The sequence below is a fragment of the Pannonibacter sp. Q-1 genome (assembly GCF_054073275.1).
This window is the reverse complement of record NZ_JBSXNB010000003.1, coordinates 731,751-745,017: the sequence shown is the minus strand read 5'-3', so window position 1 is coordinate 745,017 and position 13,267 is coordinate 731,751. Positions and strand designations below refer to the sequence as shown.

Here is a 13,267-nt window from a genome sequence, read left to right as displayed (position 1 = left end):
GTCTTGGATGGGATCAGCCCTTCACGGCGCCTTGCGTCAGGCCGCCCACCAGCCGCCGCTGCATGATCAGGAAAAGGAGGGTTGCGGGCATGGCGCCGACGATGCCGCCGGCAGTCAGCAGGCCCCATTGCACCTGGTATTCGCCGATCATGCTCTGCACGGCGACGGTGATGGGGCGCACGCTCTGGCCGCCGAGGGTGAGGGCGTAGAGATATTCGTTCCATGCGGTGATGAAGATGTAGATGCCCGTGGCAATGATGCCGGGGGTGCACAGTGGCAGCACCACCCTCGTCATGGCCTGCAGGCGCGAGCAGCCGTCGGTCATCGCGGCTTCATCCAGCGAGCGGGGAATGCCGTTGATGTAGCTCGTCATCATCCAGACCGAGAAGGGGATGGCGATGGTCGAGTTGGCGATGATCAGGGCAAAGTGGGTGTCGAGCAGTCCGAGCTGGCGCATCAGCACGAAGAGCGGCAGGATCAGCAGCACCAGCGGGAACATGTTGATCAGCAGGAACTGCAGCAGCAGCACCCGCTTGAAGCGGAAGTCGAAGCGCGAAAAGCTGTAGGCGGCGGAGACCGACAGGGCGAGGCCCACCACCACCGTACCCGAGGCGATGATGAAACTGTCGAGCATGTTGCGGGCAAAGCCCACATTGGCAAAGAGCCGCTCATAGTTGTTCATCACCAGATCGGCGAGCGAGGGCCCCCGGGTGAAGAGCTTGTCTTCCGCCGTCAGCGAGGTCAGCGCCATCCAGAGGTAAGGCCCCAGCGTGAAGGCGAGGATCGCCAGCATCGGCAGGTCGACCGTCAGGATGCGGGTGAGGGTTGTCTTGCGTCCGAGGGCCATCACTGCACCGCCTTTGCCGAACGTTTCAGATAAAGCACCACCACGCCCAGAAGCAGCAGGGTGAAAGTCATGGCCAAGGCCGAGCCATAGCCGAAGTTGAGATTGGTCCGCGCTTCGAGGAAGGCGTAGAGCGGCAGGGTGTAGGTGGAATAGCCCGGCCCGCCGCCGGTCATGACGAAGATCACGTCCATCGAATTGGCCACCCAGATGGTGCGCAGCAGGATGGCGGTGAACAGTACGCCCGAAATGCCCGGCAGGGTGATGTGCCAGAACTGGCGCAAGGTAGACGCGCCGTCGATGGCGGCCGCTTCATAGTAGCTTTTGGGGATCGACTGGAGACCGGCGAGGATCATCACCGCGAAGAAGGGAAAGCCCTGCCAGGTGAGCGTCAGGATGATCGCGTAAAGCGCCGTATCCGGATTGGCGAGCCAGGGGATCGAGGTTTCCAGAATGCCGATGCGCAGCAGAAGGTCATTGAGGATGCCGTAGTTGGAATCGTAGATCCACGACCACATCAGCGCGATGACCACCGAGGGCAGCGCCCAGGGAATGATGATGAGGGCGCGGGCGAGCGGCCGCCAGGGAAAGCTCTGGTTCAGCAGCAGCGCCGTGGCCAGCCCCAGCAGCGCCTGTGCCGGAACGGTGAGCGCAATCCACAGCACCGTGTGGCGCAGCGAGATCCAGAATATCTCGTCCTGCAGGATCGCCAGATAGTGTGTAAGCCCGGCCCATTCGAAGCTTCGGGGCCGGAACAGAACATAGTGATGCAGGCTCATCCAGGCGGTCTGCACCATCGGAAAGAAGACGATGGCGAGGGTGACCAGAACAGCCGGGGACAGCAGGGCCAGCGGCAGAACCTGCCGCGACAGGGCCGCCCGCCGTGATGTCTGAATGTCCCCGCCGTGGGGCCGCGTAATGCTGGACATGGTCTGGCTCTTCAGGGTTTGCGGGCCGGGCTTGCGCGCGTGTTCAGTGTTGGTGTCAGCAGATGGATTTGGGGCGCCTCCGCACCCCTCCCCCTCGTGGGGAGGGGGTAGGGGTGGGGGGAAGAGCCTCTCCGGTGGGCAGGGAGATAAATGGTCGTAAATGGCATTCCCTATCGATAACCCGTCCAAGAAACTTTTGATTTTTCAGTTTGTTGCAGGCTCAGAGCCCCCCACCCCTTACCCCTCCCCACCAGGGGGAGGGGGCCGGGGAGGCCGGGTTCCAAGGCGAAGAAGCCCTCCGCCTCCCGCCTCGTCACTGCTTTTCGAACAGCTTGGCGATGGCTGCGTTCATGTCGGCTGCGGTGATCTGGCCGAGCAGCGCGCGCTGCATGTTGGCCGGCCACACCGTGTTGACGAACTCCGGCGTGTTGGACGAGGCCGGCAGCAGGTGGGCGAAGGGCAGCGAGTCCTTCGTAGCTTCAACGAAGCGTGCCTCATGGCCGTTCCAGCTGGCTGTGTCGGTCTTGGTCACCGGCAGCTGGCCTGTCGCAGTGTTGAAGAGCGCGTTGTTGCCTTCAGTGGAGAGGAACGAGATCCACTTCCATGCGGCCTCCTTGTCGGAGGCGGAGGAGAGGACGCCGCTGGATTCATCGCCGAAGGTGGTCCAGCGGCCGCCGCCGCATTCGGGCACCGGAACGGCGCTGACCTTGTCGCCAAGAGCGGCCACCAGATCGCGGGAAGAGCCCACGTGGTGGATCGTCATGGCGGTCACGCCGGTCTTGAAGGCGCCGATGATTTCCTGGAAGCCGTCATTCGGGGCTGAGGGCGGGAACACCTTGTCCTTCTGGAACAGGTCGACGACGAACTGGGTGCCGGCAACGCCAGCCTCGGAGTTGAGGCTTGCATCCAGCGCCACACCGGTGCGGCCAAGGGTGAAGGTGCCCCAATGCTCGTGACCGGACTTGCCGCCCCGGAAGCCGAAGCCGTAGGTGTCGATCCTGCCGTCGCCGTTGATGTCGCGCGTCAGCTTGATGGCGGCATCGCGCAGCTCCTCGCAGGTTTTGGGCGGGGTCAGGCCCAGCTCGGCGAACATGTCGGCGCGGTAATAGAGATAGAGCGCCACATACTGGACAGGCAGATAATAATGCTTGCCGTCCTGCGCCTTGGTCAGCTCGAACAGGTTGTCGAGGATGTTGTCCTTGCCGTCCCAGCTGTTGATCCGCTCATCCAGCGGCTCCAGCGCTTCCATTTCCAGAAGGCGCGGCAGGGCGAACATCTTCAGCATCGCCGCGTCCGGGGCATTGCCGCCGGCTATCGCGGTGTAGAGATTGTCGTAATAGCTGTTCCAGGGAATATTGCGGGCATCGATCTTGATATCCGGGTTTGCTTCCTCGAACTTCTTTACCAGATCCGACATCGGGTTTTCCGGGTTGTCGAAGTGGTACCAGAAGCGCACGGTGCTGGCGGCATCCGCCTGACCGGCAAGCAAAGCGGTGCCGAGGCCGGCCACGAGGGCCAGCGTGCTGATCATGGTCTTCATGTGCTATTCTCCTCCCAAAGAACTCGCGGGTAATTTACGGCGGGTTCAGGTCATCGTGCGGAACGCCTCGCCCGCACGGTCAAAGGCAGCCTCCGCCTGAGGCAGCCAGATGCTCATCTGCATGAAGCCGTGCACCACACCGGGCACGGTGTCGAAAGGGTCCTTGCGGCCAAGCGCATGCAGTCTTGCGGCCAGCGCCTCGCTGTCGGAGCGCAGCGGATCGACCTCCGCGGCATTGAGATAAAGCGGCGGCAGGGCGGCGAGGATCTCATCGGATGCGCGCGCCGGGGTCAGGCAGGGATCGGACAGGCGCTGGTCCTCCGGCGCATAGAAGTCCCAGTAACGCTGCATCTTGCCGCGCGTCAGGCCGGGGCCATCGGCCACCTGCCGGTAGCTGGGGCTTTCAAAGTCCGCGTCGAACACGCCATAGAACAGCAGTCCGCAATGCGGCAGATCGCGACCCTTGAGGCGGACCATCAGCGCCAGCGCCAGATTTGCCCCGGCGCTGTCGCCAGACACCGACCAGCGCCGGCCGGTAAGGACATGTTCGCGCTCCGCCCAGAGGGACAGGCAATCCTCCAGCCCGGCCGGATAGGGATGCTCCGGCGCCAGCCGGTAATCGAAGGTGATGACGGGCGCGCCCGTTGCCTGAGCCAGCCGCCGGGCCGCGCCTTCATGGGTTGCCGCCGAGCAGAAGGCCCAGCCGCCGCCGTGGATATAGAGGATGGCCTCGCGGCCCGTATCGGACGGGGGGATGAAGACGAATGCCCGCCGTCCGGCCGGCGTTTCCACGATCAGCTCCCGTGCCATGGCCGGGGCGGGGCCGTTCCAGCGCCGGTTGGCAGCTTCGGCCTTCGCGCGTCCTTCGGCGGGCAGCAGCTGTGTCGGGTCCGGCTGCATGCCGTCTTCGGCCATCAACCGGTCCAGCACGGCCTGCATCTCCGGGGCAAGCGGCGGCAGGGGCAGGGGCAGGGTGTCGCGGTCCGCCTTCATGATGGCATGCCCCCCACCGTCATCACCGCCGGCCCCAGATCGACGATGGTGGAGATGTGATGGGAGAGGGCCTGATGCAGCGCCTTGGCATCGCGGGCCTCGACGGCCTCGATGATGACCACATGCCGGTTGGCCGTTGCCATCAGGTCGCGATCTTCGGCGCGGCTGTTGAGGATCTTGAAGCGCTGGCTGTGCACGAGGCAGCGGGCCAGCACCGGCTCGACCACAGGCATATGCGCGGCGGCGAAAAGGCTCAGGTGGAAGTGGCAGTCGTGCTGCAGCAGGGAATATTCGTCCTCCTGCAAAGCGGCAAGGCGCATCATCTGCAAGTGGCCTTCCAGCGTCTTCATCAGCGTGCCATCGGTTGCTTCCGCCACGCGGATGGCGGCCCGGCATTCGATGTCGTGGCGGATGTGCAGCAGCTCGCGCACGTCTTCGGAATTCGCCGGGGAAACATGGGTGTCGCGGCGGGCGCGGCGGATGATCAGCCCTTCCTCGGATAGGCGCATCAGGGCCTCGCGGATGGTGCCCTGCGCCACCTCGAAACGCTGGGCCAGCTCCAGCTCGCGCAGCACCTCGCCTGCCGCCAGCTTGCCGAGAACGATCTCGCGGCGCAAAGCCTCTTCAACCAGTTCGCTGCGGCTGGGCTGTGTTCGGGATCTGAGGTTTTCAACGGCGCTCATGCAGGATCTTCCGTTCGCCACGGGTATTTCAGTCGTATTGATAATCGCATTCTTATTGATAATGTCAACCCTATTGATAATATGGTTTTGAAATTTCCGGCTGGGAGGCCGGAATGCGGTATGAATGCAAACGAGCTTGAGGAGGAAACGATGGCGCGGATTGAGCTGGCGAAGGTCGTCAAACGCTATGGCGCGGTGGAGGCCATTCATGGCGTCGATCTGGAGATCGGGGACGGGGAATTCGTCGCCTTTGTCGGCCCTTCCGGCTGCGGCAAGTCCACCATGCTGCGCATGATCGCGGGGCTTGAGGAGATCAGCGGCGGCACGCTGCGCATTGGCGAGGCCGTGGTCAATGATGTGGAGCCCAAGGGCCGCGACGTGGCCATGGTGTTTCAGGACTATGCCCTCTATCCGCATATGAGCGTGGCGCAGAACATCGGCTTCGGCCTGAAGATGCGCGGCGAGGCGCCGGAGGTGATCCGCCAGAAAGTGGAGGAAGCCGCCCGCATCCTGCAGCTTGAAGACTATCTGGAGCGCAAGCCCGGCCAGCTCTCCGGTGGCCAGCGCCAGCGCGTTGCCATGGGCCGGGCTATCGTGCGCAAGCCCAAGGTCTTCCTGTTTGACGAGCCGCTGTCGAACCTCGATGCCAAGCTCCGGGTGGAAATGCGCACCCAGATCAAGCGTCTGCACCGCATGCTGCGCACCACCACCATCTACGTCACCCATGATCAGGTGGAGGCCATGACGCTGGCCGACCGTGTGGTGGTGCTGCGCGGCGGCAATCTCATCCAGCATGGCCGCCCGCTGGAGCTTTACGAGCGCCCCAACTGCCGCTTCGTCGCCGAATTCATCGGCTCACCGCAGATGAACATCCTGCCCGGTGTGGTCATCAGTTCCGATGGCAGCCCGGCCGTGGAACTGGACGGCGGGGCAATGGTCCGGATGCCCGGTCTTGCGGCTGAGCCCGGACACAAGGTGGACGTGGGCATCCGGCCCGAGCATATCGACGCCTGCAGTGAAGCCGAGGCTGATCTCGTGGTGGACGTGGATGTGCTGGAGGAGCTTGGCTCCGATACCCTTGCCATCTGTCTCTGGGCCGGGCGCGAGCTCACCGTCCGCCTTCCCGCCGGTCCCGGTTCAGGTCTGGGCTCAGGTGCTGGCTCAAGTCAGGGCTCAAGTCTTGGCTCAAGTCTGGGCCCCGCCGCCCGCACCCGCCTGCCCTTGCGCTTCCGCCGCGACTGCCTGCACGTCTTCGACGCGCAGACTGGTGTGCGTTTGTGAGGGAGGAAGCTCAGGCGTCTCCTGTCCGGCGCTGGATTTCGTCAAACTTCAGGCCGAAACGTGCGAGGTATTTGGTCAGCCGGTCCGCGTCGTTGCTGCTTTTCTTGCCGAGCCGGGAGCGGGCGAACAGTGCCCGTCCCGCACTGCTGGCGCTGGGGTGCTCGCGGCAGACTTTCAGAACGGCGGCAAGCTGGGCCTGATCGAAGAGATCCAGCTCTGCTGCAGCTTCTGCTCCCAGTGCGGCAGTGAGAATATCACCGGCTGCGTCTTCCTGTGCTGCCCCCGCCCATGCCGCCTTCAGGCGTGCCACTTCCGCGGCAACCTCCTCCACGGTGATGCGTCCTTGCGGGGCGAGGGTGGCCATGCGTGTCACCGAGGCGGAAAGGTCACGGAAATTGGCGCTCCATGCCGCAGCCGGAGAGGAGGCGAAGGCGAGATAGCGCTCGCGGGCTTCCTTGTTGAAGGTGACGTTCTGCCCCTCGCGCTCCAGAAAGCGGCGCAGCTCGAAGTCGAGGTTGGGCTCGATGTCCTCTGTCCGGTCACGCAGGGCGGGCAGCTGGAAGGTCCACAGGTTGAGCCGGGCCAGCAGGTCTTCCCGGAAGCGCCCCTTGCGCACCTCCTCGCGCAGATCCCGGTTGGTGCCGGCGAGAAGCTGGAAATCGGCCGACACTTCCTTGTCCGCGCCTACCGGCAGGAAGCGCTTCTCCTCGATGGCGCGCAGGCACATGGCCTGTTCGTCCAGTCCCAGTTCGCCAATCTCATCCAGAAACAGCACACCCTTGTCCGCCGACATGAGCAGGCCCGCCCGCTCGGACGAGGCGCCGGTGAAAGCGCCTTTCACGTGGCCGAAGAGGGCGGACATGGCCTGATCACCCCGCAGCGTGGCGCAGTTCACCTCGACAAACGGACCGCTGACCTTGCGCTGGGCCTTCTTCAGTTCATAGAGCCGCCTGGCCAGCTGGGACTTGCCCGCGCCCGTTGGCCCGGTGAGAAGCAGCGGCGCGCTGGAGCGCATGGCGACACGCTCGATCTCGTCGATCATCCGGTTGAAAGCGGTGTTGCGGGTCGAGATGCCGGACTTGAGGAAGGAGGCGGCTTCCGCCTGTTCCGAAGCAAAGCGGGTGGCGATCTCGTCATAGCGCGAAAGGTCGAGGTCGATGATCGTGTGTGAGCCGGAGTAGTCCTGATCCGGCTCCCTGTCGCGCGGCGGGGAGAGCTGCAGCAGCCTTGCGGGAATGATGCGCGCTTCCGTCAGCAGGAACCAGCAGATCTGCGCCACATGGGTGCCCGTGGTGATGTTGACGAGATAGTCCTCCGCGTCCGGATCGAACGGATAGGCGCGGGCAAAGTCGCGCAGCTTTGTATAGACCTCAGAGAAATCCCATGGGTCTGACAGGTTGATGATGTTCTGCCGCACTTCGGTGGCGGGAGACACGGTGTCGATGTCCCGGATCACCGTCTGGGCCAGCCGGTCGAAATGGCTGTCGTGAACAAGCTCCACCCTGTCGAAGAAGAGGCCCGGCTGCTGCGTCAGGGCGACATTCGGCCGCCACCGCTTCCAGCGATCACTGCGGCCGCCCATGTCGAGAGTGGTTCCGAGGATGCTGATGGCAACGCGGCGTTTCATGCAGATATCCAAAATTATAAATCTTATAAAGCTATATAATATTTCTTGGCTGGCTGATTCCAGTCCAAAATCGGTAGGGATCGAAGGATGATTTTTTAAAGATAATAATTTCAATGATTTAATTGATTTTTTGTGCTGCTTTTCATCCGGTGACACGAATTGGCACGATGCTTGAAATAGAGAGGGCAGTTACGAATTGATGAGGTGCTGCCATGGTGAACAAGGCAATCTTCAAGACCTATTTCGGTCAGCTTCTGCGCAAGACTGATACGGTCAATCACGCAGGCGCTCCGGCCCATGCCTTGAGTGCACGTGAAGCGCTGGCCCAGTACGCAGTGACCGGTACCTTCAGCGATACTTTCTACGCACAAGCGCAGGACCAGCTGGAGGATCTGCTCAAGCACGCTGCCGAAGCTGATCCGGAATTTCTGGCAAGGCTTGCCATCTATGCGGCGGAACAGGGCCACATGAAGGATATGCCGGTGATGCTGCTGGCGATCCTGTCGGGCCTTGAGAGCGATGCCTTTTCGAAGGCATTCCCGCGTGTGGTGAAGAGCGGCAAGATGCTGCGCGGTTTCGTGCAGGTCATGCGGTCCGGTGCTGCCGGGCGCAAGTCGCTCGGAAGCCGCCCGAAGCGGATGGTGCGTGCATGGCTGGAAAGCCGTACGGATGAGCAGCTGCTGCAGGCGATGACCGGCAACGATCCGTCGCTGGCCGATGTGATCCGCATGGTTCACCCCAAGCCTCAGGATGCAGCGCGTGCGGCATTCTATGCCTGGGCCATCGGCAAGCCCTATGACGTGTCGGCGCTGCCGGCGCCCGTGGCGGCTTTCGAGGCCTTCAAGCGCGATACCAGCCTGCCGCTGCCGCCGGTGCCGTTCCAGATGCTCACCTCTCTCCCTCTGACGAAGGAGCAGTGGGCGGAGGTTGCACTCAACGGCTCCTGGCAGATGGTGCGCCAGAACCTCAACATGTTTGCCCGCAAGGGTGTGTTCGAGGTGCCGGGCGTGGCAGAGCGGATTGCTGCAAGGCTCGCTGATCCGGCTGCCGTCCGCAGGGCACGCGTCTTCCCCTACCAGCTGCTGGTGGCGTGGAAGATGGTGAGCAAGGACGTGCCTGAGGTTGTTGCCGATGCGCTGCAGGATGCGATGGAGGTTGCCATCTCCAGCGTGCCCGAGGTGCCGGGCAATGTGGTGATCTGTCCGGACGTGTCCGGGTCCATGGGTTCGCCCGTGACCGGTTACCGTCCGGGCGCCACCTCCGTCGTTCGCTGCATCGATGTGGCGGCCCTCGTGGCTGCCTCCTTCCTGCGGAAGAACCGGAGGACCCGCGTGCTGCCCTTTGCCGAAGAGGTTGTTCCGCTTCACCTGAACTCCAGGGACAGCGTGATGGCCAACGCATCGAAGCTGGCGGCCATCGGTGGCGGCGGGACGGACTGTTCCGCACCGCTGCGGCAGCTGGTGAAGGAAAGGGCGCGGGTGGACCTGGTCGTGTTCGTCTCGGACAACCAGTCCTGGATGGATGCGGGCGGCGGCGGCCAGACAACGGGCATGATGGCGCAATGGACCCGTATCCAGCGCCATAACCCGGCTGCGCGGCTCGTGTGCCTTGATATCCAGCCCTATGTCCAGACGCCTGCGTCTGGTGCGGATGTGCTGAATATCGGCGGCTTCTCGGATGCCGTTTATGGAGCCATCAGCCGTTTTGCGGCCGGAAACTCCGGTCCGGAGGCATGGCTTCGCCAGATCGAGGCCATCGATCTTTGAGAATGCCCTGCGCCGCTGGTAACGGCGCAGGGTGCCGTGACGGATGCCGGATGGAACTACAGACTCCTTATCTCCAGGTCGCGGGTTCGAATCCCGCCGGGGCCGCAACCTTGTGGTCCTGTAGCTCAGCGGTAGAGCAGGCGTTCCTCCACCCCTAGCCGTCACGGGCTTTATTTGAACTGCATGGCGGATGCCGGAAGAAACACATCGGGAGCCCTTCGGGGCGGTGGGTTCAAATCCCTCATGTCATCCGGCCGCAAGGCTGGCTGTCAGAGTTTCTCCAATCTTGCCGCCATGTGCGGACTGCAGCGGCGAATGCCGAACGGAACTACAGCCTCCACCCTAGGATGGTTCAATGGGTTCGACTCCCATTCTGGCATCGCTCTCTGGCATGGGCGGGACCATCCGCGTTTCGTTCTCCCTTGTCGCCGCTACGCCCTGCTGCCGGTTCTCCGGCGGCAGGGCAGCAGCCCAGAACACGCGAACATGACAAACAGAAGGACTGCAAAGGCAGGAAAGATCATGACCGTTATCGTGAGTGGACAGGACCTCATCAACGCAGGCATGCCGCAGGGCAAATGGTTCCGCCCGGCGCTGGACGCCGCCAATCAGGTTCTGCGCAATGGTGGAACGATGGATGCGGCGCTCGAGGCTGCCCGCGCCTTCCAGCCCGGGCCCGTTCTGCCGTTGCAACTGGCGGGCAGCGTTCCGCTCCACATGAACATCCGGGCGGAGAATGATCTTGAAGAGGACAATATCGCCAAGGTGCAGGCGACCATGCAGGTGCTTGCGCGCACGCCCGTGGTGAAGGCTGCGGCGGTGATGCCCGATGCCTGTCCGTCCGGTCCCTCCGGGACCATTCCGGTTGGCGGGATCGTGGCGTCCGAGGCCATTCATCCGGGCATGCATTCGGCCGATATCTGCTGCTCCATGGCGATTTCGATCTTCCCGGGAACGGACCCGAAGGCCTTGCTGGATGCCATCCATTCGGTGACCCATTTCGGTCCCGGCGGACGTCCTGAGGATCAGCGGCTGAAGCCTTCGCAGGCAACGCTCGCGGCCTTCCAGAACAACCCCTATCTCGAAGGGCAGACGCTGGGCATCGGCGTCGGTCATTTCGGAACGCAGGGTGATGGCAACCACTTCGCCTATGTGGGCACGATGAAGTCCACGGGCGAAACCGCACTCGTCACCCATCATGGCTCGCGCGGGCCGGGTGCCCGGCTCTACGAGCGCGGCATGTCGGTGGCGAACCGGTTCCGTCAGCTGCTGTCGCCGGAAACCCTGCAGCAGAATGCCTGGATTCCGGCTGATAGCGAGGAAGGCGAGACCTATTGGGCAGCGCTCCAGATTATCCGCACCTGGACGAAGGAAAACCACTTCGTGCTGCATGACATGGCGGCAGAGAAGCTTTCGGCCAAGGTGTCTGACCGGTTCTGGAACGAGCATAACTTCGTGTTCCGCAAGTCCGATGGCCTGTTCTATCACGGCAAGGGCGCTACGCCCGCCTTTGATGGCTGGGCGGCGGATGCGGGCGGTCTGACGATCATTCCCCTCAACATGTCGGAACCGGTGCTGATCGTGCGCGGCTCGAATGCGGCCAATGGCCTCGGCTTCTCGCCGCATGGTGCGGGGCGCAACCTGTCACGCACGGCGCATATGCGCCAGCTGGCGGAGGAATGTGGTGCCGATGCAAGGGGGCTCAGCCCTAACAACATCGCGGACATCATGGCCCGCGAGACGAAGGGGCTTGATGCCCGGTTCTTCTGCGGAAAGCCGGACGTGTCGGAACTGCCGGGTGCCTACAAGTCTGCGGCCAGCGTGCGGGCGCAGATTGCCGAATACGGTCTTGCCGAGGTGGTGGACGAGGTGATCCCGTTCGGCTGCATCATGGCGGGGGACTGGCAGAAGGACGCGCCCTGGCGCAAGCGCCGCCGCGGATGAGCTTTGATATGGCGGCTGGCGTCACTGGTTGATGCCAGCCGTATTCACATCGCCCTCCTGTAGCCACCTGAGGGCAATGGGCCAGAGGGTGGGGCGGAAGCGGGTGTGGAAAAAGTTGAAGTGGCCGATGGGTTCGCCGCCGCTGTGCTCCGGGCCCAGGCGCAGATGCTGCCGGGGGCTGGCGCTGTAGCAGGCTAGCAGCCGCTCCAGTGCCTGTGGCGTGCCGAAAGGGTCGTCATCAAGGCCGATGGCGAGCAGCGGCGCGGTGATCCTTGCAAGACGGCGGGTCAGGATCTCGCCCTCCCGCTCGCCGCCGGTGAACATGTCCTGCCGCAGGTGCTCGGCAAGCTGCGGCCCCATGCGGCTCCAGTCGCGTACCACGCCTGCGGGCGTATCCTCCAGCCAGCCAAGGCGCTTGCCTGGAAAATAGCCGAAGAGCCGCGTCACCAGCGGCATGAACACGTGCCATTTCAGATACATGCGGCGGCGCTGCTGCGGATCGTAATCCCGCCAGTAGGCATGCTGTGCGCCAACGGTCAGCAAACGTGCGGCCCTGCGGGCGGAGGGGGCAAGGCCGATCGCCAGCCCGCCGATGGAATGGCCGATGAGATGCAGCGGCTGGCCCGGCCATTGCTGTTCCACCAGCTGCAGCCCTGCTTCCACGTCCAGATCGCCCCAGTCGGCCCAATCCGCCTGAAAGCCGCGCAAGCTCGCGGGCCGGGAAAAGCCGATGCCGCGATAGTCGAGCGTCAGCACCTCGAAGCCATGCTCATGCAGATAGCCGGCAAAGCGCCCATAGTAGCTGCAGCGTACGGAGGTGGCGGGGGCGATGACGGCAACGGGACGGCGCGGATCCGGGGCCGGATGGCGCCAGACAAGCCCGCCGAGCGGCACCCCATCGGGGGCACGCAGGCGAATACGTGAACCCTCTTTGGCGGCAGGTGCCGGGCGTGTGATCTCCTGATGCTGCGCTTGGCAATTGTGCAAGGCCGGGTCTCCGGTTTGAAATTGCGGTCAACCGCAAGTCTCCGCCTGAAGCTTCTGCCTGTCGATTGACCATAGCTGCGGGAGGACTGAAGAGCATTCACTTGCGCTGGGCTGCATTGCGGGTTCCTCTGCATGGCGAGGAAACCTGTCAGGACGATGCACTATGAAACCGGTTGTGACACTTGCCACCCTTCCGATGGAAACACAGGCCCATGGGGAGAGCTTTGAGGCGCGCAAGGCGGCGGTGGCCGCGCCGCTGGGCGCCACGCGGCTCGGCGCGCGCTATGTCGAGATCCCTCCCGGCAAGAAGGGCTGGCCCTATCACTGCCATCTGGCCAATGACGAGATGTTCGTCATCCTCTCCGGCAGCGGCATCTTGCGCTACGGCGAAGAGGAATTTCCGTTGGCGGCGGGGGATGTAGCCGTCTGCCCTGCCGGCGGGCCGGAAACCGCGCATCAGCTGATTGCGGGGCCGGATGAAGCGCTGCGCTATCTGGCCGTGAGCAGCATGCATGATCCGGACATCGTCGAATATCCCGACAGCGGCAAGATGGCGGTTTATGCCGGGGCCGCGCCGGGCGGGGATGCCAGGGCGCGCCGCCTTGCGCTCACCTTCCTGCGCCCTGCCGCAGCCGGATACTGGGATGGCGAGGACTGAGCATGCTTGCCTGGT

General features: G+C 63.6%; 11 protein-coding genes. 4 read left to right on the top strand and 7 right to left on the bottom strand.

From position 1 onward, the window contains the following. Positions 1-13: 13 nt before the first annotated feature. The 5 genes from ACVNHC_RS11285 to ACVNHC_RS11265 form a co-directional block, all read right to left on the bottom strand. Positions 14-847 carry a carbohydrate ABC transporter permease gene (locus tag ACVNHC_RS11285; RefSeq protein WP_457167317.1) on the bottom strand — a complete coding sequence of 278 codons (834 nt, stop codon included), beginning with the start codon at positions 845-847 and terminating at the stop codon, positions 14-16. Beyond that, positions 847-1,773: a carbohydrate ABC transporter permease gene (locus ACVNHC_RS11280; protein ID WP_050473009.1), complete on the bottom strand. Its 927-nt coding sequence runs from the start codon at positions 1,771-1,773 to the stop codon at positions 847-849. Before ACVNHC_RS11280 ends, ACVNHC_RS11285 begins: the two co-directional genes overlap by 1 nt. Before the next feature lie 313 nt (positions 1,774-2,086). Continuing rightward, positions 2,087-3,313, bottom strand: a complete 1,227-nt coding sequence (locus tag ACVNHC_RS11275) for an ABC transporter substrate-binding protein (RefSeq protein ID WP_457167316.1) — start codon at positions 3,311-3,313, stop codon at positions 2,087-2,089. A 45-nt stretch (positions 3,314-3,358) separates the two neighbouring features. Beyond that, positions 3,359-4,306 (bottom strand): alpha/beta hydrolase, encoded by a 948-nt coding sequence (locus tag ACVNHC_RS11270; RefSeq protein ID WP_457167315.1) that lies wholly within the window; start codon positions 4,304-4,306, stop codon positions 3,359-3,361. Further along, a complete protein-coding gene (locus ACVNHC_RS11265; protein ID WP_457167314.1) occupies positions 4,303-4,989 on the bottom strand; it encodes a GntR family transcriptional regulator in 687 nt (228 codons plus the stop codon). The genes ACVNHC_RS11270 and ACVNHC_RS11265 overlap by 4 nt, the downstream gene beginning before the upstream one ends. A 150-nt stretch (positions 4,990-5,139) precedes the next feature. On the opposite strand from ACVNHC_RS11265, the gene ACVNHC_RS11260 reads away from it, so the two are divergent. After that, positions 5,140-6,270, top strand: a complete 1,131-nt coding sequence (locus ACVNHC_RS11260) for an ABC transporter ATP-binding protein (RefSeq protein ID WP_050473012.1) — start codon at positions 5,140-5,142, stop codon at positions 6,268-6,270. Between the two features lie 10 nt (positions 6,271-6,280). Here ACVNHC_RS11260 and rtcR read toward each other — a convergent pair whose 3' ends face one another. Then, positions 6,281-7,897, bottom strand: coding sequence for an RNA repair transcriptional activator RtcR (gene rtcR / locus ACVNHC_RS11255; protein WP_123195028.1), 1,617 nt, complete (start codon positions 7,895-7,897; stop codon positions 6,281-6,283). A gap of 212 nt (positions 7,898-8,109) precedes the next feature. Between rtcR and ACVNHC_RS11250 the strand changes: the two genes are divergently transcribed. Further along, positions 8,110-9,663 (top strand): TROVE domain-containing protein, encoded by a 1,554-nt coding sequence (locus ACVNHC_RS11250; protein ID WP_050473014.1) that lies wholly within the window; start codon positions 8,110-8,112, stop codon positions 9,661-9,663. A gap of 522 nt (positions 9,664-10,185) precedes the next feature. Beyond that, entirely contained in the window at positions 10,186-11,607 is a 1,422-nt protein-coding gene (locus tag ACVNHC_RS11245) for an RtcB family protein (protein ID WP_457167313.1), read from the top strand. A gap of 21 nt (positions 11,608-11,628) precedes the next feature. Here the strand turns inward: ACVNHC_RS11245 and ACVNHC_RS11240 are convergent, their stop codons facing one another. After that, positions 11,629-12,594 carry an alpha/beta hydrolase family protein gene (locus ACVNHC_RS11240; protein ID WP_457167312.1) on the bottom strand — a complete coding sequence of 322 codons (966 nt, stop codon included), beginning with the start codon at positions 12,592-12,594 and terminating at the stop codon, positions 11,629-11,631. Between the two features lie 163 nt (positions 12,595-12,757). Here ACVNHC_RS11240 and ACVNHC_RS11235 point away from each other — a divergent pair, with 163 nt between their 5' ends. Next, positions 12,758-13,252: a cupin domain-containing protein gene (locus ACVNHC_RS11235; protein ID WP_457167311.1), complete on the top strand. Its 495-nt coding sequence runs from the start codon at positions 12,758-12,760 to the stop codon at positions 13,250-13,252. The last annotated feature ends 15 nt before the right edge of the window (positions 13,253-13,267 follow it).

Excerpts from the sequence above, each read along its gene's own strand:
- ACVNHC_RS11275 (WP_457167316.1), bottom strand. The coding sequence starts at position 3,313 with ATGAAGACCATGATCAGCACGCTGGCCCTCGTGGCCGGCCTCGGCACC.
- ACVNHC_RS11270 (WP_457167315.1), bottom strand. The coding sequence starts at position 4,306 with ATGAAGGCGGACCGCGACACCCTGCCCCTGCCCCTGCCGCCGCTTGCC.
- ACVNHC_RS11235 (WP_457167311.1), top strand. The coding sequence starts at position 12,758 with ATGAAACCGGTTGTGACACTTGCCACCCTTCCGATGGAAACACAGGCC.
- ACVNHC_RS11260 (WP_050473012.1), top strand. The coding sequence starts at position 5,140 with ATGGCGCGGATTGAGCTGGCGAAGGTCGTCAAACGCTATGGCGCGGTG.
- ACVNHC_RS11265 (WP_457167314.1), bottom strand. The coding sequence starts at position 4,989 with ATGAGCGCCGTTGAAAACCTCAGATCCCGAACACAGCCCAGCCGCAGC.
- rtcR (WP_123195028.1), bottom strand. The coding sequence starts at position 7,897 with ATGAAACGCCGCGTTGCCATCAGCATCCTCGGAACCACTCTCGACATG.
- ACVNHC_RS11245 (WP_457167313.1), top strand. The coding sequence starts at position 10,186 with ATGACCGTTATCGTGAGTGGACAGGACCTCATCAACGCAGGCATGCCG.
- ACVNHC_RS11250 (WP_050473014.1), top strand. The coding sequence starts at position 8,110 with ATGGTGAACAAGGCAATCTTCAAGACCTATTTCGGTCAGCTTCTGCGC.
- ACVNHC_RS11285 (WP_457167317.1), bottom strand. The coding sequence starts at position 847 with ATGGCCCTCGGACGCAAGACAACCCTCACCCGCATCCTGACGGTCGAC.
- ACVNHC_RS11280 (WP_050473009.1), bottom strand. The coding sequence starts at position 1,773 with ATGTCCAGCATTACGCGGCCCCACGGCGGGGACATTCAGACATCACGG.